Annotated in this window: 20 protein-coding genes; 10 read left to right on the plus strand and 10 right to left on the minus strand. The window is 64.2% G+C overall.

What is annotated here, in order from left to right:
* Positions 1-14 precede the first annotated feature (14 nt).
* Positions 15-5,063: a trifunctional serine/threonine-protein kinase/ATP-binding protein/sensor histidine kinase gene (locus L6D64_RS11665; RefSeq protein ID WP_176509197.1), complete on the minus strand. Its 5,049-nt coding sequence runs from the start codon at positions 5,061-5,063 to the stop codon at positions 15-17.
* Between the two features lie 239 nt (positions 5,064-5,302).
* Here L6D64_RS11665 and L6D64_RS11670 point away from each other — a divergent pair, with 239 nt between their 5' ends.
* From L6D64_RS11670 to L6D64_RS11680, 3 genes are all read left to right on the plus strand, one after another.
* Positions 5,303-6,283 (plus strand): response regulator, encoded by a 981-nt coding sequence (locus L6D64_RS11670; protein WP_176509196.1) that lies wholly within the window; start codon positions 5,303-5,305, stop codon positions 6,281-6,283.
* Positions 6,280-6,645 (plus strand): response regulator transcription factor, encoded by a 366-nt coding sequence (locus L6D64_RS11675; RefSeq protein WP_176509195.1) that lies wholly within the window; start codon positions 6,280-6,282, stop codon positions 6,643-6,645. The genes L6D64_RS11670 and L6D64_RS11675 overlap by 4 nt, the downstream gene beginning before the upstream one ends.
* Before the next feature lie 73 nt (positions 6,646-6,718).
* Entirely contained in the window at positions 6,719-7,147 is a 429-nt protein-coding gene (locus L6D64_RS11680) for a DoxX family protein (protein WP_176509194.1), read from the plus strand.
* A gap of 29 nt (positions 7,148-7,176) precedes the next feature.
* On the opposite strand, the gene L6D64_RS11685 is transcribed toward L6D64_RS11680, so the two are convergent.
* Complete coding sequence (locus tag L6D64_RS11685) at positions 7,177-8,667, minus strand: YifB family Mg chelatase-like AAA ATPase (RefSeq protein ID WP_176509193.1); 1,491 nt, start codon at positions 8,665-8,667, stop codon at positions 7,177-7,179.
* 250 nt (positions 8,668-8,917) lie between these two features.
* On the opposite strand from L6D64_RS11685, the gene L6D64_RS11690 reads away from it, so the two are divergent.
* Positions 8,918-10,930, plus strand: a complete 2,013-nt coding sequence (locus L6D64_RS11690; protein WP_176509192.1) for a DUF4034 domain-containing protein — start codon at positions 8,918-8,920, stop codon at positions 10,928-10,930.
* Positions 10,931-10,990: 60 nt separating this feature from the next.
* Here L6D64_RS11690 and L6D64_RS11695 read toward each other — a convergent pair whose 3' ends face one another.
* Complete coding sequence (locus L6D64_RS11695; RefSeq protein WP_054886467.1) at positions 10,991-11,254, minus strand: accessory factor UbiK family protein; 264 nt, start codon at positions 11,252-11,254, stop codon at positions 10,991-10,993.
* A 375-nt stretch (positions 11,255-11,629) separates the two neighbouring features.
* Between L6D64_RS11695 and glnK the strand changes: the two genes are divergently transcribed.
* From glnK to sutA, 3 genes are all read left to right on the plus strand, one after another.
* A complete protein-coding gene (glnK, locus tag L6D64_RS11700) occupies positions 11,630-11,968 on the plus strand; it encodes a P-II family nitrogen regulator (protein ID WP_002555808.1) in 339 nt (112 codons plus the stop codon).
* A 46-nt stretch (positions 11,969-12,014) separates the two neighbouring features.
* Positions 12,015-13,349: an ammonium transporter gene (locus L6D64_RS11705; protein ID WP_176509191.1), complete on the plus strand. Its 1,335-nt coding sequence runs from the start codon at positions 12,015-12,017 to the stop codon at positions 13,347-13,349.
* A gap of 428 nt (positions 13,350-13,777) precedes the next feature.
* Positions 13,778-14,107: a transcriptional regulator SutA gene (sutA, locus tag L6D64_RS11710; protein WP_054886465.1), complete on the plus strand. Its 330-nt coding sequence runs from the start codon at positions 13,778-13,780 to the stop codon at positions 14,105-14,107.
* 69 nt (positions 14,108-14,176) lie between these two features.
* On the opposite strand, the gene L6D64_RS11715 is transcribed toward sutA, so the two are convergent.
* The 6 genes from L6D64_RS11715 to lptM are packed head-to-tail and all read right to left on the minus strand — an operon-like array spanning position 14,177 to position 18,781.
* A complete protein-coding gene (locus tag L6D64_RS11715) occupies positions 14,177-14,872 on the minus strand; it encodes an HAD family hydrolase (protein WP_176509190.1) in 696 nt (231 codons plus the stop codon).
* A complete protein-coding gene (xerC, locus tag L6D64_RS11720; RefSeq protein WP_099813893.1) occupies positions 14,869-15,768 on the minus strand; it encodes a tyrosine recombinase XerC in 900 nt (299 codons plus the stop codon). Before xerC ends, L6D64_RS11715 begins: the two co-directional genes overlap by 4 nt.
* Positions 15,768-16,472: a DUF484 family protein gene (locus L6D64_RS11725; protein WP_176509189.1), complete on the minus strand. Its 705-nt coding sequence runs from the start codon at positions 16,470-16,472 to the stop codon at positions 15,768-15,770. Before L6D64_RS11725 ends, xerC begins: the two co-directional genes overlap by 1 nt.
* Positions 16,473-16,485: 13 nt before the next feature.
* Positions 16,486-17,316, minus strand: coding sequence for a diaminopimelate epimerase (gene dapF, locus L6D64_RS11730; RefSeq protein WP_176509188.1), 831 nt, complete (start codon positions 17,314-17,316; stop codon positions 16,486-16,488).
* Between the two features lie 4 nt (positions 17,317-17,320).
* Complete coding sequence (gene lysA / locus L6D64_RS11735; RefSeq protein WP_176509187.1) at positions 17,321-18,568, minus strand: diaminopimelate decarboxylase; 1,248 nt, start codon at positions 18,566-18,568, stop codon at positions 17,321-17,323.
* Positions 18,569-18,577: 9 nt separating this feature from the next.
* The gene (gene lptM, locus L6D64_RS11740) at positions 18,578-18,781 is read right to left on the minus strand and encodes an LPS translocon maturation chaperone LptM (RefSeq protein ID WP_054886459.1); all 204 of its coding nucleotides are present in this window, start codon (positions 18,779-18,781) and stop codon (positions 18,578-18,580) included.
* 216 nt (positions 18,782-18,997) lie between these two features.
* Between lptM and cyaY the strand changes: the two genes are divergently transcribed.
* The 3 genes from cyaY to rnk all read left to right on the plus strand — a co-directional run bounded on the left by cyaY (position 18,998) and on the right by rnk (position 20,087).
* Positions 18,998-19,330, plus strand: coding sequence for an iron donor protein CyaY (gene cyaY / locus L6D64_RS11745; RefSeq protein ID WP_054886458.1), 333 nt, complete (start codon positions 18,998-19,000; stop codon positions 19,328-19,330).
* 1 nt (position 19,331) lies between these two features.
* Positions 19,332-19,544: a DUF1289 domain-containing protein gene (locus L6D64_RS11750; protein ID WP_176509186.1), complete on the plus strand. Its 213-nt coding sequence runs from the start codon at positions 19,332-19,334 to the stop codon at positions 19,542-19,544.
* A gap of 132 nt (positions 19,545-19,676) precedes the next feature.
* Positions 19,677-20,087 (plus strand): nucleoside diphosphate kinase regulator, encoded by a 411-nt coding sequence (gene rnk / locus L6D64_RS11755; protein ID WP_176509185.1) that lies wholly within the window; start codon positions 19,677-19,679, stop codon positions 20,085-20,087.
* A 32-nt stretch (positions 20,088-20,119) separates the two neighbouring features.
* On the opposite strand, the gene L6D64_RS11760 is transcribed toward rnk, so the two are convergent.
* Positions 20,120-22,984, minus strand: coding sequence for a class I adenylate cyclase (locus tag L6D64_RS11760; protein ID WP_176509184.1), 2,865 nt, complete (start codon positions 22,982-22,984; stop codon positions 20,120-20,122).
* Positions 22,985-23,057 lie beyond the last annotated feature (73 nt).

Consider the following 23,057-nt stretch of genomic DNA (forward strand, 5'->3'; position numbering starts at 1 on the left):
AGGGCCGGTACAGGTCAAGAAGAACTCACAGGCAGCGTGAAGCGAATCCGGCACCCGCCGAAGTCTGACACCAAGGCCTGCAACTGCCCGCCATGGGCCTGGACCACCGAACTGCAGATCGCCAACCCCATCCCCAGCCCGGCTTGCTTGGTGGTATGGAATGGGTCAAACACCCGTGCCCGCTCCTCTGCAGCAATGCCAGGCCCGTTGTCATCGACGCAGATCTCGATCCCATCGCCGGTAACGACAGACGCAATCCGCAGCACACCATCACTGCGATAGCCCGCCAGCGCCTCCAGCGCGTTGGTGATCAGGTTGAACACCAACTGCTGCAACTGCACCGGGTCGGCCATCACGCTCACCCCAGCCTGCAGTTGCGTCTGCACGTCGACCGTGTACTTGGCCGCGTCGGCCGAGGTCAGGCGCAGCACCTCGCGAATCAGCTCGTCGACCTTGACCACCTTGAGCTGCATCGGTGCCTGCTTGGCCAGCGAGCGCAGTGCGCGGACGATGTTGGCGGCGCGCTCGCTGTCGTTGCGGATATCTTCCAGGCCAGCCATCGCCTCTTCCAGGTTGGGTTCGGCACGCTTGAGCCAACGCAGGCTGGCCGCGGCGTTGGAGGCTATCCCCAGCAGCGGTTGGCTGATCTCGTGGGCAATGGACGCCGAAAGCTCGTTCATCACCTGCAGATGGGCGCTGCGCGCAAGTTCGGCGCGTGATCGGCGCAGTTCTTCTTCCATTTGCGCACGGACCTGATTGTCCTCGGCCAGGCGGGTATACAACTTGGCGGTCTGTAGCGACACCGCCGCCTGCGAGGCGAGGATCTCCAGCATGGCCAGGCGCTGGCTGCCGAACAGGTTGGGCACCAGGCGGTTTTCCAGGTACACCAGGCCGATCAGGACCCCCTGGATCACCAGCGGCAGGCACAACACCGAGCGGGCATTGCGCGTGTGCAGCTCCTGGCGGAAGGCCTCGGGGCAATCGCTCTGGGCGTCGTTGAGTACCAGCGGCTTCTTGGTGCGCATGGTGGCGTTGATGATCGACCGTGGCGCCTGGGTCATGAACTTCTGGCAATTGTCCATATTCACGTGCAAGCCGGCATCGTCGATATAGGCGAGGGCGGCCATCTGGAACTCAGCGCCACTGACGATCAGCAGTGCACCGTGATCGGCGCCGGAATGCTGGGTGAGGTGACCCATCAGCGTTTCGATCAGGCCTTCGAGCAGCACTTCTTCGGACAACGCCCGCGCCGCCTCGATGCCGGCCTCCAGGTCCAGCTTGGCCTGCTGGGTGGCGCGGTAGGTCTCCTGAACGGGCTGGGTGCGCAGGAACGGGTGAAGGGCCTCCAGCTGGTGCACCTTGCCGGTCGCCCCCCAGATGTGGAAGCAATCGCGGGCGATGCGCAGGTGCAGGTTGGCGCCGGAGATCAATCCGCTGGGGATGCAGACCTCGGCCAGCTGTTCATGGGCCAGCGCCTGTTCGTGGATGAAACCGGCAGCGGTCGCGGCGATTTGCGCCTGGTCGAAGCAACGGATGGCCGTCAGGCCGTCGCCTTCGAGCTTGGCGATCACCCCTTCGATCAGCAGCAGCTTGTTGCGAAAGGTCACCGGGTTGAAACAGGCCCAGCGGCTGAAGCGCTCGCGCAGGGATTGCAGTACGGCCAGCTTGTCGGCCAGGCTGCCGGGGGTTTCCGGGCTGCCCAAGGCCAGGCCGCGGAACAGGTGATAGTCTGCCAGGTTGATGTGCGCAGGTGCCGCCCAGGCGTTGTCGCCCGCTGCGCTCAGGCTGCGCATGGCTTGCGCGATATCACCCAGGTAGAACGCTGACATACCGTTGAACAGGTGCTGGAAGAACAGCGTGGTGGGTGAGTCGACATGCAGGGGCGAGGCCGTGCCGGGCATTCCGCTCAGGCTGGCGACGAACCCCTGCTGGGCGTGCAGGATCTGTTCGATATCGCTGTAGCCGAAACTGCGCACAGTGGCCAGACCCTGTACCACTTCCTCGGCGACCTCCGGCAGGTAGCGGCCCATGAACAGTGAGTCGGAAACCAGATGGTTGCAGGCATAGCAGGTCATCGCCAGGTCGCCGCTCAAGCGGGTCGAATCAATGGCTTCCAGCGCCGTGCGGCGGGCGAACTCCATGGGTGAGGTCCAGGCGCTGACCTGATCCAGGGCCAGCAGGGCGCTGGTGAGATCAGCTTCGAAACCGTGTCGCTCGATCAGCTTCAGCGCTGCCAGGCAGCAGGCATGGCCGTCGTGGTAGTTGCCGAAGCGATCGGCGATCATCACCCCGTACCAGGCCAGACCGTAGGTGCTGCCCGGGGCGACCCCCTGCAGCAACGACAGCTCCATGAGCTTGGCCAGGTGCAGGAAGCGGATATCGTCCTGCACGAAAAACGACGACGACAGGGTGGCCAGCAGGCCGATGGCAACTGCCACTTCCTCTGAGTCGGTGCGCGGTAGCGAGGCCAGGCAATGACGCCCTTTCTGTTCGATCAGGGCCTCTACCTGCGCATGGCTGGCCTCCACCTGCTGTGGGGCGACACCGCGAGCCAGGCTGATACCCAAAAGCTCGAGGCCGTCGACGGCGGTGGTGATGGCGGCCTGGTAGTCGCCGCGCAAGGTCTGCAGGCGTGCCTGCAGCTTGCAGACCCGCGCACGGTCCAGCGGCGAGCATGCGCGCCGAAGGCATTCGGTGAGCCGCCCCTCGGCAGCGGCCACGCGCGACAGTTGCAAGTCGCATTCCGCCGCCATGCAGGCGATAGCAAAGGCATGGGCGGCGTGGCTTTGCGGCGTTGCGCCGTGGAGCAGCAACTGCTCGCACACCTGCAGATGAGCGGCCGATTGTTCACACGCACCGCTGTCGCGCGAGCGCAGCGCCGCTTCACGCAAAAGCTGCAAGAACACATCGCGTTCATCCGCTGCAAACCCGCGGTGGCTGGCGCGTTGCAGCTGACTGGCGATCTCGAAAACCACCTCCTGCAAGTCGTTGTGCCAAAGCTGGAGCATGGCTTGGGCAATGCGTGCATGCAGTTGAGGGCGATCACGCGACGGCGTGAGTTGGTAGGCGGCTTCCATCACTCTGTCATGGGCGAAGCCCAGGCCTTTCTGACCCGGTAGCAGGAAACCCGCGTCGACCAAGGCCTTCAACGGTTTGCCCGGCAGCGGTGCAAGCAGCAGGCGCAGTAGCCGCTCATCGCAGCGGCCGCCTGCCGCGCTGGCGACCCGTAGCACATCGCGCTGGGGGGCCGGCAGGCGTGCCAGGCGGTGGATCATCAGGTCGGCGACGTTGTCGGCGTAACGTTGCCGGGCCACGGCCTGCAGGCACCATGACCAGCGCATGGCCTGGGTGTCGAAAGTGAACAACCGGTCCTCGACCATGGCCCTGAGGATCTGGTTGATAAAGAACGGGTTGCCGGCGGTCTTGTCGTGTACCAGTCCGGCAACCTGCAACGCCTCGTCGGGGCTGACGTGGTAGCGCTCGCTGATCAGTTCGGTGACTGCACCGACGTCCAGTGGGCGCAGGTCCAGCGTGACGTTGCGCAGCGTTGCGGGCGTGGCCAGCGGCGCACCAGCCGTTGGCGTATCGTTGCGTCGGGTGAAGATCAGCAGCAGGTTGTCCGGCGTCCGGGCGAGCAACTGCGCCAGTAGCTGCCGTGTGCCATTGTCAGCCCACTGCAGGCCATCGAAACACAGCACCAGCGGGTGGCCGGGGCAGCTGAAGACCTGCAGGAATTCGACGATTGCCCGCTGTTCTTTCTGCAATACCAGGCGCGTGGGCTGTTCTGGCAGCTCGGGCAGTGGGCCCAGGATCAGTTGCAGGTCCGGTGCCAGTTTGCCGAGCAATCGCCCGTGGCCTTCGATGCGCTGCAGGATCTCGCGGCGCAGGGTGTCGAGGTCCTGGCTGTTCTTGGCGAGCAGCTGGGTGGTCAGCGAACCGAGGATTTCGACCCAAGGGGCATAGGGCACGACCTGGTCCGGGCTGTTGCACTTGCCGACCGCCCAGTAGCCTTCGGCATGTGCTTTGAGTGTGGCCTCGACCAGGCTGGATTTGCCCAGACCAGCAGCGCCGTTGATGAATAGCACCTGGGGCTTGCTGTCACGTCGCTGAGTATCGAGCATCAGGGCGATCAGCTTCTGTTCGGCAGTGCGGCCATACAGGCGCTCACGACTGGGTGAAACCGGGTCGGCGCAGCCGGGCTCGAAGGGGGCGATGGCTTTGCTTGCGTCCCACTGCCGTTGGCAATGAGCCAAGTCCACGGCCAGGGCGCGGGCGCTCTGGTAGCGGGCGTCGGGTTCCTTTGCCAGGGCCTTGGCCAGGATCCGGCTCAGTGGCAGCGGTACCTGGCTGTCGACCTCACAAGCCGAGCGTGGCTGAACGCCGGCGTGCAACTGGCGCCAGTGCTGGGCATCCCGCCCGGCCAGCGGCAGCTCGCCCAGCAGCAGCTGGTAGAGAATCGCGCCCAGGGCGTAGATATCGCTGCGCCGGTCGCTGCTGCTGCCGTGGGGGCAGATCTGCTCCGGCGCCAGGTAGGCCCAATTGCCGAGCGCGTTGCCCTGTTCGCTGATCAGCTCTGGAGTGTCGGCACGAAAACAGCCCAGCCGCACCCGCTGGTTCGCCTGCAGGCAAACATGTTCGGGCTGCAACGCACCGTGCAGCACATTGCGTTCGTGGGCCTGAGCCAGGGCGTCGGCCGCATTTACCGCGATATCGAAGAACAGAGGCAGGTCAACCGGGCCTTCACTGATCAGGTCGGCGATGGAGCGGCCGGTCGGATACACCAGCAACGGGCCTTCGGCGCAGCGGACGAACGCTGAGGGGATGACCGCCCACTGCGGGTCCAGTTGCAGGCGGTAGTCACGCTCCAGGCGCTGGCAGGCTGCGGGCGCTTCGAGCGGGGCGCGCACGGCGATCCAGGCCTGGCGAGAGACAGGGTCGTGCAAGCGGAAATAGCTGAGCTCACCGTCCTGGCCCAGCTGCGTGATGTTGCAGCGATTCAGCCAGCCGTCATCGATCGACTGGTCGAAATCGATAGGCCTGTTGGCGAGGCGTTCATCAAGCATAAAGCACCCCCTGCTAGCGACATCCTGGCGCACGAGTATACGCAGCCGCCCGCTCAAGAATGGGCGCTGCGGACGGCTTGGCAGGAACGGGCACGCTGTTGTCCGTTATCAATACCTGGCGGCTGGAGGGCGCTTGTATAGTGAAGAGGCCACCTATCCCTCGGGATAATTGTCTGAGTGCGTGTGTTCGCCTAGGCTGCCCGAGGCTGCGCAGATGCCCATGCCCGCGAGAGGAAACCATGATCCGAATAGGCAACGCCCAGGTGTCGCTCGAGCGACGAGAAGCCTTTCTCGATGGCAAACCGATCCTGTTGGGCGGGCGGGCATTCGAGGTGCTGGCCACGCTGATCAAGGCCAAGGGCCGGGTGGTTGGCAAGGATGAGCTGTTCAGCCAGGTGTGGGCCGGCACGGTGGTCGAAGACAACAACCTGCAGGTGCAGGTGTCGCTGTTGCGCAAGGCTTTCGGTGACCGCGGGCTGATTCAGACCGTGCCGCGGCGGGGTTACCGCTTGGCTGCGCAGGTCAGCTTCGATGTCCCTTGCCTGGCGCTGGGCCAGTCACCGTTGTGCGCCATGGCCGAAGCCAGCGAACCGTGCAACGACGTTGCCAACGTGCCTGTGCTGGTAGTGGATGACGACCCTTCGGTGCGCAAGGCGCTCGGTCGCCTGCTGGGGTCGCGGGATATTCCACACCGGTTGTTCGCCAGCGCCGAAGCGTTGTTCGACGCTCGCCTGGAAAACCCCTGCGCCTGCCTGCTGCTGGACATGCACCTGGCCGACACCACTGGCCTTGAGGTTCAGGCTGCGTTGCGCCGGCTGGCGCTACCCTGGCCGATCGTGTTCATGACCGGCTTCGGCACCATCCCCATGACGGTCCAGGCCATGCGCGCCGGGGCCGTCGAGTTCCTGACCAAGCCCTTCGACGAAGACCAGTTGCTGGTGCTGCTTGATTCGGTACGCGCACGCGCGGTGATCGAGGGGCGCAAATGGCAGCATGCGCGACAGGTCGAGGAAAAGTACCAGCACCTGACCCAGCGCGAGCGCCAGGTGTTCTCGCTGGTGGTCGGCGGCTTGTCGCACAAGCAGATCGCCAGGGAAATCGGCACCAGTGAAGTGACCACCAAGGTGCACAAGAAGAACATCATGAACAAGATGCAATCCCGCTCGTTACTGGAGCTGGTAGCCATGCACAACGTCATCGAAGCCCGGCCCGGCGCATGAGCAGAGCGGTGTGCATCGTCGATGATGATGCTTCGGTGCGCAAAAGCCTGGGTAACCTGCTGCGCTCAGCGGGGTTCGAGTGCCTGGCGTTCGCGACAGGGGAGATGTTCCTGGCCTCGAGCCTGGTGCGCGAGGCAGGCTGCGTGCTGCTCGACCTGAAAATGCAGGGAATGAACGGGCTGGACGTGCAGCAGGAGCTGGTGCGGCGGGGTTGGCTTTTGCCAGTCATCTGCATGTCGGCGCACTGGGACGAGCGGGCGCTGCAGGCGGCGCTGCGCAATGGCGCACGGGGTTGTCTGGGCAAGCCGTTTTCCGAAGAGGTGCTGCTAAGGCTGGTCGAAGAGGCGTTGGCAGGAGAATGAGCACACCTGAACAATCAATCGCTGGGCAGGCGGGCGATGCTCGCTGGCTTGATAGAAACGCGAGACCTTTGCCATGCCACGCCTCAAGACCTTCCTCGAGCCGCAATCGCCGGCCTTGACTGCCAGCGGCCTGCTGTTCATGCGGGTGATGGCTGCTGGGCTGCTGTTTTCCATCCACGGGTTGCCCAAGCTGCTGGACTGGAGCGGAGAATTGCAGCGCATCGAAGACCCCTTTGGCCTGGGTGCGCCGCTGACCCTGGGCCTGGCGGTGTTTGCCGAGGTGGTTTGCCCGGTGTTGCTGGTGCTGGGCGTGGTGGCGCGGCTGGCCTGCCTACCGGTGCTGGCAGTATTGCTGGTGGCGCTGGTGGTGGTGCATCCAGAGTGGTCACTGGAGCAGGGGCAGTTTGCCTGGTTGCTGGTGGCCCTGTATGGCGGGCTGGCATTGACCGGGCCTGGGTTGTACTCGGTGGCTGGATTGATCGGTCGAAACAGGTTGGCCTGACCTTTTGGCGGCAAAGCAGCCCGAAAGCACTAACTGCTCCCCGGCCGGTACTGCAACGCCTCGGCCAGATGCCCCCGGCGGATCGCCTGGCTACCCTCCAGATCCGCCAGTGTACGTGCAACCTTCAACAGCCGGTGTGCCGCCCGCAAAGAAAGCGTTAGCCGCTCGCAGGCACTTTCCAGCCAAGCCTGGTCTGCCGCTGCCAGCTGACAATGGCTGCGCAATCCGTCGAGGTCCAGAAACGCATTGGCACAGCCTTGCCGTCGCTGCTGCACTTCGCGGGCCTCCGCTACCTTGGCGGCTACGTCGGCGCTGGTTTCCCCGCTTGGCTGGTGGCTGAGCGTGGTAGTCTCGCGGGCCACGGTCAGGTGCAGGTCGATGCGGTCCAGCAACGGCCCCGACAGCTTGTTGCGATACCGTGCGATCTGCTCGGTACTGCAGCGGCAACGGCCGGTGGGGTCGCCCAGATAACCGCAAGGGCACGGGTTCATCGCCGCCACCAGCTGGAAGCGCGCCGGAAAACGCACCTTGTCGCGCGCCCGGGCAATCACGATCTCGCCCGATTCCAGCGGTTCGCGCAGCACTTCCAGCACGCGCCTTTCAAACTCTGGCAGTTCGTCGAGAAACAGCACGCCATGGTGCGCCAAGGTGATTTCGCCTGGCTGTGGCCGGCTGCCACCGCCTACCAGCGCCGGCCCCGAGGCCGAATGGTGCGGGTGGCGAAACGGCCGCTGCGGCCAGCTGCTCAGCGGCGTATGGCCACTGACCGACTGGATCGCCGCGACTTCCAGCGCCTCATGCTCATCCAGCGGCGGCAGCAGGCCGGGCAGGCGGCTGGCGAGCAATGTCTTGCCCGTACCGGGTGGCCCGGTGAACAGCAGGTTATGGGCGCCGGCTGCGGCCAGCAGCAATGCCCGCTTGGCCGCGACCTGGCCCTGTACCTCGCTGAGGTCCGGATAAGGCTGTTGCTTCAGGACCAGGCCATTGGCGGCAAACGGGGCTAGTGGCACCTGCCCGTTGAGGTGCGCCACCAACTCGAGCAGGTGCCCCACTGCATACACCACAAGCCCGCCGGCCAGGCTGGCTTCCTCGGCATTTTCCCGGGGCACCACCAGCGCCCGGCCGGCCTCGCGCGCCGCCAATGCTGCCGGCAACACGCCCTGCACCGGGCGCAATTTTCCCGACAGGGCCAGCTCGCCCAGGCATTCCATTTCCGCCAGGGCAGGCATCGGCACCTGGCCATCGGCGGCGAGGATGCCCAGGGCGATAGCCAGGTCATAACGCCCGCCGTCCTTGGGCAGGTCGGCCGGGGCGAGGTTCTGGGTGATGCGCCGCTGCGGGTAATTCAGCCCGGAATTGACGATAGCGCTGCGCACACGGTCCTTGCTCTCCTTGACCGTGGTTTCCGGCAGGCCGACCAGGGTGAGGTGGGGCAGGCCATTGGCCAGATGCGTTTCGACGCTGACCGCCGGGGCCTGCACGCCGACCTGGGCGCGGCTATGGACGATGGCGAGGGACATGGACGCTCCGTTGTCGCTGGATACAAAGCCGCTTCCTGCGGGTTGTCACAGCCTAGTGAGTTTCTGCAAGGCCGGCGCAAGAGAAATGCGACTCAACGTTGCACGACAGGTTTTTCCCCTGCTTTTCACGTCCTCGCAAATACTGGATCCAATACTTTGCGAAGATCCCGGCTATGGCTTAGTGTTCAAGTGCGACTGTTGTTGCCAGTGGATGGCAACGCGACCCTTAAATGGACTTAAGGTACTGCCCGTGCAAACCCTCATTCGCACCCGCCAGCAGCTCCGAGAACGGATGCAGGCCAATGAATACGCTGAGCTCAACCGCCTTTACGATGCGCTCCAGGCGCAATGGCTGCAGGCGCCAGCCGGTGAGTGCCCGGTCTACCTGGAAGCTGTACAAGGCCACCTGCTGGACTGGGACGCACAGGGCGGCAAGGCCCTGACACAATCCCTCAAGGCGTGGATCGACGCCACGCCCAAGGCTTATCACCCGCATGTGGTGATGGGTTTTCACTGCTTCAGCCGTGCCTGCCAGATCCGTGGGCCGGCTGGCTGCCATGAAGTGTCCGAAGAACGCTGGCTGGCTGCTGAACAGGCGTGCGAGCAGGCCGCGGCGCATTTTTTGCGTGCCATGGCGCTTGGCGCACAGCCGGTGGCGGCAGTGATCGGCATGCTGCACATCAGCTCGCGCCTGGGCGAGCCAGGCTGGCTGGTCGAACTGTTCGATGGCCAGGTGGCGCGTTATCGGCCCAGCGCACATGCCGATGTGGAGGTGCAGGAGGCCGCTGCGCCATTGTTGGTCAAATTCGGCCTGACGCCTTTGCAGGTGCTGCCGCAGGCATTGCCTGCCAGCTTGAGCGCGCGCTTGCACGAGCGGGGCGAGAGCGCCCGGGATTACTGGCTGCGCCATGCGCTGGCCTGGTTCACCGGCTGCTTCGAGGCGATCGAGGCCTATGCCACTTACCTGACCCCACGCTGGGGAGGCAGCGATGAGGCGGTCGATGCACTGGCCAGTGGGCCGCTGTGCCACGCTTGGCCTGAAGCACAGCGCAATGCGATCCGTTGGCTGGCTCTGCAAGAGACATTCTGGCTGCCGCATGCCAGGCAGCTGCCGCAGATCGCGGCTTGGCAAACAACCTTTGCCCAATGGGCACAGCGCGAACTCCGGCCCAAGGAGCGTGCCACGCTGCTGGCCTGGCGTGGGGCACTGAGGCGCTATTCGGTGCGTGACTACGCCGGGGCGATGCGCGACTTTGCCGATAGCGTCGCGCTCTACCCAGGCCACGGCTTCGTCACGACCATTGGCGAGCCTTTCCGCAGTCTGGTGTGCCTGGTGCTGTTTCACGAGGCGGAGGACGATTCGCAGGTGCTGCGCACCGTCATCGAGCGGCTGTGCGATGACCGCCGACAGGTAGCGGCCTGTGCGCTGCGGGCTGTAGGGCACCAGTTTGGACTATGGGGCTTTGGGCAATCCGCCGAGCAGGCACGCACGTGGTTGCGCATGGCGGTCAGGCGCCAGTGCGGCGGCGACGGGCAGGGCTTCGATGTGCTCGATGTGCCGCGCCTGCTCTGGGCTGCCAGCCTGCATGAGGCCGCGTATTTCCTGTATGAAACCTGTGCGGAGCTGAAACTGCCGAATGCTGCCATCGCGCTGTACGATCTGCACCGTGGCTGGTTGGACAACACGCCCGCGCATTACCTCGATGGCAAGGCTGCTGAGCACTGGCTGCTGTGCGCGGCGGAGTCTGGCCACCTGCAGGCCAGGTTCGAGCTGGCCTGCCAACGCATGGCCGCCCTCAAAGGGCTGGAGGACCGCAAAGCAATGCTGGCGGTCAAGCGGCTGCTGCTCGACGCCATGGGTGAGCCGAACATCCATGCCAGGGCGCAGTTGCAGTTAGCCATCTTGTTGCGCCAGTACGGTGATGCGCGAGAGCGTGTCGAGGCAGTGAACTATCTGCTCCAGTTGGCCGAGCACCCCGATGCCTGTACCGCCGCGCGAGCCTGCGCGGAACTTGGGCTGGCGTGGATGCAGGGCTGCGGCACGCGCAAGCAGAGTCGCTTCGCGGCAATCGAATGGGTTGATCGTGCCGTTGCGCTGCAGTCGAGCGATCCGCTCATCGAGGAAATACAGGCCGAGATCCGCAATTCGCACAGCCGGGTGAAGACGCTGTTCACGGTGTGCGGTGCGGCGTTGTTCCGTGGCGGCTTGCGTGCCAGCGAGCTACCGCCCAAGGCCAGCGGCCAGCACCGGGCTTCGGCCTGATTCAAACGGGGTGCTGCAATGCAGCACCCGAGTTTTACCTGGCGCCTTGCTTGGCGATTGTCATTCCTGCGCAGCACTTGGCAGCCGGGCTTCCAGCTCAGCCACTTGCTTTTCCAGGGCTTCGAGTCGGGCGCGGGTGCGGGCCAGGACGACCATCTGGCTGTCGAATTCTTCGCGGCTGACCAGGTCCAGCTTGCTGAAGGCCCCTTGCATCAACACTTTGAACTGGCTTTCCAGTTCGGCGCGGGGCTGGGCGGTATCGCTGCTGAACAGGCGCGAGGCCTGGTCGCTCAGGGCGTCGAGAAGGGCTTTGGGCGCGAGCATGTTCGGCTGTCCACTGAAACTGAGAAATGGCCCGCAGTGTAGCACGGGCCAACCTGCATCCTGGACTGCGGGCCACTGCACGCTTTTTGAGCAGTTGGCCGGGCCCGCCTGCACCGAAGTTGTGCATGATTGCCATGCTGGCGACTGGCCAATCCCGACTGACTCACATAACCCGCTGTTTTCCGCTGCTTTAACGGAACTGGCAAGGTTTCTGCAAAGACCTGTACGAGCCATGCACTGATGCAGTTCCTTGTGACCAGGCAGTGCGCACGCGGAGCCGGATGCCGACGACGCGTTACAAAGCCAACCGCTGCGCTTAGACTTGAGACGGGTTTGTTTTCCTGGGGCAAGTCCACCAAATCGGGAGAGAGTTTCATGAAGCTAGTCACAGCCATCATCAAGCCGTTCAAGCTGGACGACGTGCGCGAGTCGCTGTCGGAAATCGGCGTGCAGGGCATTACCGTCACCGAAGTCAAAGGTTTCGGCCGGCAGAAAGGCCACACCGAGCTGTATCGCGGCGCGGAGTACGTGGTCGATTTCCTGCCAAAAGTGAAGATCGACGTCGCCATCGACGACAAGGACCTTGATCGAGTGATCGAAGCCATCACCAAGGCGGCCAACACCGGCAAGATCGGTGACGGCAAGATCTTCGTGGTGAATCTGGAGCAGGCGATCCGCATCCGTACCGGCGAAACCGATACCGACGCGATCTAAGCGCCGAAAAAGCCTCACCAAACCCAACGCCCCAGGAGAAAACAACATGACTCTGCGTAAGATCGCAGGGCTAGGAGCCCTATTGTCCCTCGTAATGCCCGGGCTCGCCCTGGCAGAGGAAGCAGCTGCCCCGGCGCTGAACTCCGGCGACACCGCCTGGATGCTCACCTCGACAGCGCTGGTGCTGTTCATGACCATTCCAGGTCTGGCCCTTTTCTACGGCGGCATGGTGCGTTCCAAGAACGTGCTGTCGGTGATGATGCAGTGCTTCGCCATCACTGGCCTGATCAGCATCCTCTGGGTCATTTATGGCTACAGCATGGCCTTCGATACCACCGGTATGGAAAAGGGCGTGCTCAACTTCAATTCGTTCGTCGGCGGCTTCTCCAAGGCGTTCCTGAGCGGCGTCACGCCGGCCAACCTGACTTCGGCCACTGCATTGTTCCCTGAAGCAGTGTTCATCACCTTCCAGATGACCTTCGCCATCATCACCCCGGCACTGATCGTCGGTGCCTTTGCCGAACGCATGAAGTTCTCGGCGATGCTGGTGTTCATGGGCATCTGGTTCACCCTGGTCTACGCGCCGATCGCGCACATGGTCTGGAGTGGTGACGGCGCGCTGCTGTGGGACTGGGGCGTGCTCGACTTCGCTGGTGGCACCGTGGTGCACATCAACGCCGGTATCGCTGGCCTGGTCTGCTGCCTGGTCATGGGCAAGCGCAAAGGCTACCCGACCACCCCGATGGCTCCGCACAACCTGGGCTACACCTTGATGGGCGCGGCCATGCTGTGGATCGGCTGGTTCGGCTTCAACGCCGGTTCCGCCGCCGCCGCCAATGGCACTGCCGGCATGGCCATGCTGGTGACCCAGATCGCCACCGCTGCTGCTGCGCTGGGCTGGATGTTCGCCGAGTGGATCTTCCACGGCAAACCCAGTGCCCTGGGCATCGCCTCGGGTGTGGTCGCCGGCCTGGTCGCCATCACGCCGGCCGCCGGGACCGTGGGCCCTATGGGCGCCCTGGTGATAGGCCTGATCTCCGGTGTGGTCTGCTACTTCTGCGCCACCACCCTCAAGCGCAAGCTGGGTTATGACGACTCCCTGGACGCCTTCGGCGTGCACGGCGTCGGCGGCATCATCGGTGCCATCCTGACCGGCGTGTTCGCAGCACCGGCCCTGGGCGGCTTCGGTGCAGTCACCGATATCGGTGCCCAGGTCTGGGTTCAGGCCAAGGGCGTGATCTTCACCGTGGTCTATACCGCCATCGTCACCTACGTGATCCTCAAGGTGCTGGATGTGGTGATGGGCCTGCGGGTCAACGAAGAAGAAGAGTCGGTCGGCCTCGACCTGGCTCAGCACAACGAACGCGGCTACAACCTGTAACCGCGACGCTGGTAAAACTTGCCCGGTTCGCCGGGCATTTTTTTGTCTGTTTTTTGTCATTTCGCGCAGTGCAAACGGTTTATCACTCACGTTCGCGACGTAGGCCAAAAACTTACAAGTCTTCGGGCATTTATGGTGCTTTGCTTTTTCCACGAGCGCGCTAGAATGCGCGCCAAAGAGTGTTGGGTGAGTAGTCCCCACGCTTCTCCAGCCTTTGCTAGGCTTGCCAATAGCGTGTGGCCAGCAGGGTTCAAGGATTTGTCAGGTCTTGCCAGGAGCAGGGCCTGCTGGGTGCCGCCTCCCATCAGGAGCGCCGACCCAAGGGCAGTGGCCTAACCCACGGCCAGTTGAATTTTCACTGGTGGCTGCCGGTCTACGGCTGCACCGGTCTATAACTAACCTGCTTTTCGCAAGTCATGAGGTAGAACATGAGCGACGACGATCTGGAAAATGATGACCTCGAAGTAGGCGACGAAGACGAGGCTGATGAAGGCCTCGAAGCGGCGGCTGACGATGGCGTGGAAGATGCTGGCGATGACGACAGCAGCCCGGCACCGACTGCCAAGGGCAAATCCAAGGCCGCTGTCTCGGTAGACGAGATGCCGAGCATGGAAGCCAAGCAGAAGGAGCGTGATGCCCTGGCCAAGGCGATGGAAGAATTTCTTTCGCGCGGTGGCAAGGTGCAGGAAGTCGAGGCCAACGTGGTCGCCGACCCGCCCAAGAAGCCGGACAACAAGTACGGCAGCCGCCCTATCTGAGTGGCTGCATACAAAAAAGCCCGCCGTCGCTGCGGGCTTTTTTGTGCCTGGTGTCCTGCACGGCCCCAGTCAACGCCAGCGCGCGAGTACCTCGGGCAGCTGGGACAAGCGCTGGATCTCTGCATCCGGCGCCCGGTCACCCGCCCAGGCCTTGCCCTGCGGGTTGAACCACACGGCGCGCAAACCTGCGCGCTGGGCGCCGGCGATGTCGTCGCCCGGGTGATCGCCAATATGCACCGCCGCGCTGGCCTCGGATTCGCCACGCTTGAGGGCCTCCATGAACGGTGCCGGGTCCGGCTTGCCGATGCCCAGGTCTTCCGCACACAGGGCGAAGCGGAAGTAATCCGCCAGCCCCAGTCGGCGTATATCGGCGTTGCCGTTGGTGACCACGCCCAAGGTGTAGTGACGGCGCAGGACTTCCAGTACCGGCTGTACCTCGGGGAACACTTCGACCTGGTGGCGGGCATGCAGGAAAACTTCAAAGCCCTCGTTCGCCAGCTCCTGCGCCTGCTTCTCGCTGTAGCCGACTTCCTCCAGGGCGTGGAACAACACACGTCGGCGCAGGGCGCTGATGCGGTGCTTGAGGCCCGGCTCGGCTTGCACCAGGCGTTCGCGGATGGCGAACAGGTGCTCCACCGGCACGCCGCCGAGGACGGGGGCGTTGGCTTCGAGCCAGTCGCGCAGCACGACCTCGGCACTGGCAATCACGGGCGCGGTGTCCCACAGCGTGTCGTCGAGGTCGAAGGTGATCAGCTTGATGCTCATGAGTCTGTGCCTTTGCTGCGTTTGGCCCGAGGGTGGGCACTGTCGTACACCGCGGCCAGGTGCTGGAAGTCCAGGTGGGTGTAGATCTGCGTGGTGCTGATGTCGGCGTGGCCGAGCATTTCCTGCACCGCACGCAGGTCCTGGGACGATTCCAGCACGTGGCTGGCGAAGGAGTGGCGAAGCATGTGCGGGTGCAGGTGCTGGCCTAGCTCGCGCTCGCCGGCAGCCTTGACCCGCAGTTGGATGGCCCGTGGGCTCATGCGATTGCCCTGGCGGGTGATGAATACGGCGCTGTCACGCGGCGCGCCGATGCCACGCAGCTTGAACCAGGCCTGCAACGCCTCACGGGCCTTGCGCCCGACCGGTAATACCCGGGTCTTGCTGCCCTTGCCGAGTACTTGCACCAGGCCGGCAGCCAGGTCGAGCTGCTCGAGGTCGAGGTTGTTCAGTTCGGACAGGCGCAGGCCGGAGGAATAGAACAATTCGAGGATGGCCTGGTCACGGCGGGCGATGAAGTCGTCATCGACGCCGCCATCGAGCAGCTGCAGGGCTCGGTCGGTGTCCAGCACCTTCGGCAGCCGGCGTTCGCCCTTGGGCGCGCTCAGGCCGTTGGCCGGGTCGTGCTGGCACAGGCCTTCGCGATTGAGGTAGCGGTACAGGCCGCGCACCGCCGACAGCAATCGCGCCAGGCTGCGCGATGACTGGCCGTGATGGTGCAAACGGGCGATAAGCTGGCGCAGCTGCTGAATCTGCAGGGCGCCCCAGCCGGCGATGCCCTGGCTGTTGCAATATTCGATGACCTTGTCGAGGTCGCGGCGATAAGCCAGCAGGGTGTGTTCGGACACCTGGCGCTCGTTGCGCAGGTGTGCGCAATAAGCCTCCAGCTGGCGTTCCATCAGCGCACCGAACGCAGGGTCTGGGTCACGCGCGGTACCACGCGGCCAAGCACTTCGGCGATGTAGCCGAGGAACAAGGTGCCGACGCTGCTCTTGTAGTGCTGCGGGTCGCGGCTGCCGATCGCCAGCACGCCATGCAGCCCTTGATATTCGAGGGCGGCAACCGCACTGGAGCCGACCTCCTGCTGCTGCTCCTTGCCGAACAGGAAGGCCAGCTCGTGCTCGCGCAGGTTGCCGCTGACCGTCTTGCCACCGCCCAGCAGGCCACCGATGGCTTGCTGAGCTTCGGCATTGCTGACCCAACGGCCTACGGGCGCTGCGTTGTCGCCGAACAGGATCAGGCTGACGAAAGGCACCTGGAATTCCTGGCGCAGGCTGTCTTCGACGGCCATCACCACTTCTTCCAGGCTGCCGGCGTCGAGCAGGTCGAGGATCAGCCGACGGGTCTTGTCGAACAGCCGGTCGTTGTCCCGGGCCACGTCCATCAGTTGCGACAGGCGATGGCGCATCTCGATGTTGCGGTCGCGCAGCAGCTTGAGCTGGCGTTCCACCAGCGACACGCTGTCACCGCGCTGGTGGGGGATGCGTTGGTCGATCAACAGCTCGTCGTGCTCGGCGAAGAAGGTGGGGTGAGCGCGCAGGTAGGCGACCACCGCTTCGGCATCGAGCTCATCGGGCTGCTGGGGTACTGGCTGATCGGTCATGGCGGTTACTCGCTTAGAGACGAACCTGTCCTTCGAAGACGCGTACGGCTGGGCCGGTCATCAACACGGGCTTGCCTGGGCCGGCCCATTCGATATGCAGGCGGCCACCGGGCAGGTCGAGGGACACCGGAGAGTCCATCCAGCCCTGGCTGATGGCGGCGACGGCTGCGGCGCAGGCGCCGGTGCCACAGGCCTGGGTCTCGCCGGCACCACGCTCCCACACCCGCAGGTTGGCGCGATGGCGGTCGATGACCTGGAGGAAGCCGGCATTCACCCGCTGCGGGAAGCGCGGGTGGTTTTCGATTTTCGGGCCCAGCTCATGGACCGGCGCGGTGTGCACGTCATCGACGCGCAGCACGGCATGCGGGTTGCCCATGGACACGGCGGCGATCGAATACACCTGGCCGTCTACCTCCAGCGGGTAGCTCACTGCCTGTTCGTCGGCAATGAAGGGGATTTCTGCCGGGACGAAGCGCGGCGGGCCCATGTCGACACACACCTGGCCGTCGTTCTGCACGTCCAGCTCGATGATGCCGCCCTTGGTTTCCACGCGGATGCGCTTTTTCGCGGTCAGTCGCTTGTCCAGCACGAAGCGGGCAAAGCAGCGCGCGCCGTTGCCGCACTGCTCGACCTCGGAGCCGTCGGCGTTGAAGATCCGGTAGCGGAAGTCCACTTCCGGGTTGCTCGGCGCCTCGACGATCAGCAGCTGGTCGAAGCCGATACCGGTGTGGCGGTCACCCCACTGCTTGGCGTGCTTGGGCTGGATGTGCGCGTGCTGGCTGACCAGGTCGAGGACCATGAAGTCGTTGCCCAGCCCATGCATCTTGGTAAAGCGCAGCAGCATGGGCTCACTCCGGCAGCAGGCTTTCGCCAGCGTACAGTTCGGCGATGGTCTCGCGGCGGCGGACTTCGAAAGCCTGGTCGCCGTCGACCAGGATTTCCGCACAACGGCCACGGGTGTTGTAGTTCGAGCTCATGACGAAACCATAGGCGCCCGCCGACTGTACGGCCAGCAGGTCACCTTCGGCCAGGTTCAGCACGCGGTCCTTGGCGAGGAAGTCGCCGGTTTCGCAGATCGGGCCTACCAGGTCATAGGCACGGCCTTCGCCCGCCCGCGGCGTGACCGCGCTGACGCCCATCCAGGCCTGGTACAGGGCCGGGCGGATCAGGTCGTTCATCGCTGCATCGATGATGGCGAAGTCCTTGTGTTCGGTGTGCTTGAGGTATTCCACGCGGGTCAGCAAGGCACCGGCGTTGGCCACGATGTAGCGGCCTGGCTCGAACACCAGGGCCAGGTCACGGCTGCCGACGCGCTCACGGATGGCCTTGATGTAGTCGGCCACCAGCGGCGGCTCTTCGTCGCGATAGCGCACGCCAACGCCGCCGCCCAGGTCCAGGTGACGCAGGTGGATGCCGCACTCGGCCAGGCGATCGACCAGGGCCAGCAGGCGGTCCAGGGCATCGAGGAACGGGTCGACGGTAGTCAGCTGCGAGCCGATGTGGCAGTCGACACCCACCACGTCCAGGTTCGGCAACTGCGCAGCGCGCACGTAGATGGCTTCGGCGTCGGCGATGGCGATACCGAACTTGTTCTCTTTGAGGCCGGTGGAAATGTACGGGTGAGTGCCGGCATCGACGTCCGGGTTCACGCGCAGCGAGACCGGCGCAACCTTGCCCATCTCGGCGGCTACCACTTGCAGGCGTTCGAGTTCGTCGGTGGACTCGACGTTGAAGCAGTGCACGCCGACTTCCAGGGCGCGGCGCATGTCTTCGCGAGTCTTGCCGACGCCGGAGAAGACCACGCGATCGGCGCGGCCGCCAGCGGCCAGCACGCGCTCGAGTTCACCGCCGGAGACGATGTCGAAACCCGCCCCCAGGCGCGCCAGGACGTTCAGCACGCCAAGGTTGGAGTTGGCCTTGACGGCGAAGCAGACCAGGTGATCGGTACCTTGCAGGGCATCGGTGTAGCTGCGGTACTGGGCTTCGATGTGGGCGCGCGAGTACACGTAGGTCGGGGTGCCGAAGCGTTCGGCGATGGCCGACAGGGCGACGCCCTCCGCGAACAGTTCACCGTCGCGGTAGTTGAAAACGTTCATCTGAATTCCTTACTGCTCTGGCGTCTGCTCGGGCTGGATTGGCTGCTCTTCCTGCGGCTGGACCGCTGGAGCATGCTGGTGCTGGTGCGACTTTTTCGGGCCTTTGCCGTCCTTGCCGTCTTCTGGCAGGTACAGGGGGCCCTTCTGACCGCAGGCCGAAACGAGGCAGGCAACCGCGACCAGCGCCGCGAGCGAGGAAATCAGGCGCTTCATGGGTGAAATCCTTTGAAATATGCAGTATTGCGCCCGAGTATACCGAGCGACCGGCGGATTGCCTATGCAAGAGCCGGTCCGTCGGGCGGGCTATGCTCAGGGGCGCTCGCCAGGGTAATGGGGCCGGTGGCGAGCGCGGCTAAACCTTTGCATTCATGGCCCGGCGCCCGTATCTTGCCGGCTTGCCCGTAAAGCAGCCAATTCGAGGTTCCTGCAATGAGTTTGAGCGAAGCGCGTTTCCATGATCTGGTCGACGCGACCCAACAGGCCCTGGAAGACCTGTTCGACGAGAGCGGCCTGGACCTAGACATGGAAAATTCTGGCGGCGTGCTGACCGTCAAGTTCGAAGGCGGCGCCCAGCTGATCTTCAGTCGCCAGGAGCCGTTGCGCCAGCTGTGGCTGGCCGACCGTTCCGGCGGCTTCCACTTCGACTACGACGAAGAAAGCGGCAAGTGGGTGTGCGAGAAGAGCGAAGAACTGCTGAACGAAATGCTCGAGCGTATCGTCTGGGAGCGGGCCGGCGAGAAGCTGGACTTCGACGAGATCTGACATGACCAGCCAGGCGCGGCCACCCAAGCCGCTGTACAGCAACGTCAGCCCGGCGGTGCCGTCGCCCTGCATCAGCGTCTGCCGGCTGGATGAGCAGCGGGTGTGCACCGGCTGCCATCGGCATGTCGAGCACATTCGCGAATGGCGCTCGGCCGACGACGAACGGCGCCGGCAGATCTGCCGCGAAGCCCAGGCCCTGCGCGCACGGGCTTGAGTATTTGCCCGGCTGTGGTAGTGTCGGGTTGTGCGTCGGTGACGCAAAAGCATCCACAAACCCCGCCCTTGGGCGGGGTTTTGCTTTATCTGCCCGCAGCAAACCGCCTGTTCAAAGGAGTCTGACTGGATCATGAGCACCAAGCCTTCCCTCATCCTCACCCGATTGGACGTACAACGTCTCGAGCGCCTGATCGACAGCCTCGACGAGAATACGCCGGGTGTGCTCGCCTTGCAGGAGGAGCTGGACCGTGCCGCTCAGGTAGTCGGCCATGAGGAAGTGCCCGCCGGAGTGGTGACCATGAACTCGCGGGTGCATTGCCGTGAGCAAGCCAGCGGCAAGGACTACCACCTGACCCTGGTGTACCCGAAAGATGCCGGTGGAGAAGGCACGGTTTCGATCCTCGCGCCGATCGGTTGTGCGCTGCTGGGCTTGTCGGTGGGCGAGCAGATCGACTGGCCGGCACCGGGGGGCAAGACCCTGAAACTGAAGTTGCTGGAAGTCGAATACCAGCCTGAAGCGGCTGGCGATTTCGACCTCTGAGATCCTTGGGCTGCGCAGCAGCCCTTGAATTTTCAAGGTTTCAGAGAGGCCTGCAACTTCGCCAGTCCATCATTCAGCGCCTGCTCCAGCTCGCGCTTGTAGCGCAGGTAGAGGCAGGTCGACCCCTGCTCGTCCTCGAGCAGCTCGGACAGGTCCAGGTCGGTGATGTAGCAGCGGTAGTGCCCGGCACTGCGGCGCTGGCCAAGGATCTGCCGGGCGACCACCTCATACAGTTGGTCGCCATGCTCCAGCTCGGAAAATTCCTGCTGGTCGCAATACAGCGTCACATGCACCCCATCCCCCGCGCCGGCCTGCAGAATGGCCTGAACCTCGTAATAGGGTTGGTCGACGCTCGCACTGGGTGCCGGGCGAGGCTCGATGCTGCGTGCCTTGCCTGGGCCGGAAGGCAGCAGCTGGGCGTAGTGGATAGCCAGTGAAGCCTGTTGCAGATGGTCGAGTGGGAGGCGGGCATCGTGGCGCACCACCACCGAACGCAGAAAACGTTGTAACGGCAGCAGCAGGTGGCTTTCGTCAAACAATGGCAGGCGCTGTTGCCACAGGGCGTTGTATTCGTCCAGCACGTACAGGTCGGCCCAGCCATCGAGCAGGCGGTAGAACACCTGGATGCAATTGCGCCGACCTTGTTCCAGTAGCAGAGGCAGGTCGCAGTCCTGCAGCGCATTGCCATCCAGGTGCAACGGGCTGTAGCGGCTGCGCACTTCGCCCAGGTGATCGAGCACGGCATCATGCCCCGCCAGGGTCGCCAGGCTGACTTGGCCGGGCAACAGCTCAAGGACGTGTGTGTACTGCGCCACTTGCAGCAGGTAGCGGTGATTCAGGCCCTGGTCGAGCAGCAATTGTGCCGTGTCGAAGATCTCCTCGACCCGCTGAGCGATGGCCTGGGCGCGGTTGTGGCAGAAACAGCGCACCCGCACCTGCGGACGGTGGCTGCGCTGGCCAAGGCTGTTGAGGAAATCCCGCAGGCAGCGCAGTAGCGCGTGATCACCGTCGTAGCGCTGCACCAGCACTTCGTTCCAGCTGTTGAGCGTGACTTGGTCGAGGGTCAGCACCAGGTTCTCGCGCACACCGGCATAGCTCAGCGAGTCGGTGCGCTCGGTGGTCATCAGGATGTTCAGGTCGCGGTGATGGCGCAGCGGATCGACGCCGACATTGACCAGCAGCAGGATCTCGTCCGCCACGCTCGGCTGCAGCAGGCGTTCTTCGCTGACGCTGGCCAGGGGCAGCGGAATACTCTGCTGCAGGCTGCCCAGCAGGTTGAACAGCTCGAATTCGCTGAGGTCGCTGTCGCCGGGGTGCAGCGCCAGGCGTGTGGTGTGGTCGATGACGCCATTGCGGTGGGCCCAGGTCAGCAGCTCGAGCAACTCACGGCAGCGCTTGATCGGGCTGAAATGCTCCCATTCGTATACGCCCAGGTTGCCGTTGTACAGGCCCCAGTGATGGCTGCCAGGCTCCTTGCGGTTCGGGGACTGGACCAGCGTCATGGTGTCTTCGGCAATGTCCGGGGCAATGCCCGGGTTGATCACTTCGATCTTGCCGGCGCGGCGCTCGAAGGCGGCGTACAGGCGCCGGCCCAGGACATTCAGGTCACGCTGGTCGGCGCGGCTGGTGGCACCCTGGTTCTGCGCGAACTGGCCGAGGAAGCGATAGCTATGGTTGAGCTCCGCCACCAGCTCACGGCGTTCGAGGGCGACCTGGCGCACCTTCCACTGGCTGCGGCTGTCGAGCATGAGCAACTGGCGTTCGTCCCAGCCCCACTCATCGGTCAGGCGCTGCAACAGTTGGCGCTGCCAGCCGTTGTTACGGCTGCGGTCCAGGCCACTGAGCTTCTTGTTGACCTTCAGGTAAAGGCTGCGCCTGACCAGCTCGAGCCGAGCGGTTTCCCCGCGTTGCTGCAGATAGCGCTCGATGCGCCGGTACACCATCACATAGGGGTCGAGTTCGTCGAGGTTCAGATGGTTGGCGAACACCGCCTGTTTATAGTCCAGGCACAGGCAGCGCACGGTCGGGTGCTCACTGGCATAGACTTCGGTCAGCAGCAGCTTGAGCAGTGACTTGTAGGGCGAGTCGATGCCCTTGAACAACTGCCAAAGCCCGGCGCCGAGGTACTCGCCTGGTGGAATATGGGCAAGGTTGCCGAGGTCGAGGGCGTCCTGATTGCGGATGAAACGCTTGGACAGCAGGGTCTCGGTGTAGGCCTGATAGTTGTGCTCTTCATAGACCGGCACCAGCCACCACAGCGGCGTGCGCCCGGCCAGCCAGATGGCCGTGCGATAGAACTCGTCGAGCAGCAGGAAATGTTGCGTGGTGCCGCAGTCGTCGGAGCTGAGCTGGCTGTCGCGCTGGCCCTGGGAGAAGCTTTGCGGGTCGATCAGGAAGAAGTGAGCCTCGGCGCCCTGGCTGGCCGCCCAGGCCTCCAGCAGCTGGCACTTGCGGCGCAACTCTTCGCGCTCGGCCTCGCTCAGGCCAGGGGCATGGCATACCCAGAGGTCCATGTCGCTCTGTTCGGCCTGGGCCAGCGTACCGAGACTGCCCATCAGGAACAGGCCGTGGATCGGGCGTGGCGGGTTGCCATGACGGGTTTTGTAGGCGAACGAGCGAGCCAGGCGCTGGGCATCGGCGACCTGCTCGGCATCTGGCTCGAACCCCGCCACCCCGGCCGGAGTGGCGCCGGATACGTAACCGGGCAACAGCGGGTGGTTGACGTGGAACAGCAGCGGCAGCAGGGTCAGTACCAGCTGCTGGCGGCTCGACAGGCCCTCCATTGCACGTTCGAGCCGGCACTGGTTGATGTGCAGGAAGCGCGCACGCAATGTCGCCAGCACCTTGCGGTCGATGCCTTCGTCCAGGTCAGGGCGGATTTCGTGGGGGTGGTTCATTGCACACTCAGGGCGGGCCAGGAAAGCTGTGGCGAGTTTAGCCTGAGTGGGGCAGTCGGATAAGCGGAATATG

The sequence above is a fragment of the Pseudomonas urethralis genome (genome assembly GCF_021602465.1).
Lineage (GTDB): Bacteria > Pseudomonadota > Gammaproteobacteria > Pseudomonadales > Pseudomonadaceae > Aquipseudomonas > Aquipseudomonas vlassakiae.

Coding starts and splice junctions, on each gene's coding strand:
- L6D64_RS11670 (WP_176509196.1), top strand. CDS start 5,303: ATGATCCGAATAGGCAACGCCCAGGTGTCGCTCGAGCGACGAGAAGCC.
- L6D64_RS11760 (WP_176509184.1), bottom strand. CDS start 22,984: ATGAACCACCCCCACGAAATCCGCCCTGACCTGGACGAAGGCATCGAC.
- L6D64_RS11680 (WP_176509194.1), top strand. CDS start 6,719: ATGCCACGCCTCAAGACCTTCCTCGAGCCGCAATCGCCGGCCTTGACT.
- glnK (WP_002555808.1), top strand. CDS start 11,630: ATGAAGCTAGTCACAGCCATCATCAAGCCGTTCAAGCTGGACGACGTG.
- lysA (WP_176509187.1), bottom strand. CDS start 18,568: ATGAACGTTTTCAACTACCGCGACGGTGAACTGTTCGCGGAGGGCGTC.
- dapF (WP_176509188.1), bottom strand. CDS start 17,316: ATGCTGCTGCGCTTTACCAAGATGCATGGGCTGGGCAACGACTTCATG.
- sutA (WP_054886465.1), top strand. CDS start 13,778: ATGAGCGACGACGATCTGGAAAATGATGACCTCGAAGTAGGCGACGAA.
- L6D64_RS11705 (WP_176509191.1), top strand. CDS start 12,015: ATGACTCTGCGTAAGATCGCAGGGCTAGGAGCCCTATTGTCCCTCGTA.
- cyaY (WP_054886458.1), top strand. CDS start 18,998: ATGAGTTTGAGCGAAGCGCGTTTCCATGATCTGGTCGACGCGACCCAA.
- L6D64_RS11695 (WP_054886467.1), bottom strand. CDS start 11,254: ATGCTCGCGCCCAAAGCCCTTCTCGACGCCCTGAGCGACCAGGCCTCG.
- xerC (WP_099813893.1), bottom strand. CDS start 15,768: ATGGAACGCCAGCTGGAGGCTTATTGCGCACACCTGCGCAACGAGCGC.
- L6D64_RS11715 (WP_176509190.1), bottom strand. CDS start 14,872: ATGAGCATCAAGCTGATCACCTTCGACCTCGACGACACGCTGTGGGAC.
- L6D64_RS11665 (WP_176509197.1), bottom strand. CDS start 5,063: ATGCTTGATGAACGCCTCGCCAACAGGCCTATCGATTTCGACCAGTCG.
- rnk (WP_176509185.1), top strand. CDS start 19,677: ATGAGCACCAAGCCTTCCCTCATCCTCACCCGATTGGACGTACAACGT.
- L6D64_RS11725 (WP_176509189.1), bottom strand. CDS start 16,472: ATGACCGATCAGCCAGTACCCCAGCAGCCCGATGAGCTCGATGCCGAA.
- lptM (WP_054886459.1), bottom strand. CDS start 18,781: ATGAAGCGCCTGATTTCCTCGCTCGCGGCGCTGGTCGCGGTTGCCTGC.
- L6D64_RS11750 (WP_176509186.1), top strand. CDS start 19,332: ATGACCAGCCAGGCGCGGCCACCCAAGCCGCTGTACAGCAACGTCAGC.
- L6D64_RS11675 (WP_176509195.1), top strand. CDS start 6,280: ATGAGCAGAGCGGTGTGCATCGTCGATGATGATGCTTCGGTGCGCAAA.
- L6D64_RS11685 (WP_176509193.1), bottom strand. CDS start 8,667: ATGTCCCTCGCCATCGTCCATAGCCGCGCCCAGGTCGGCGTGCAGGCC.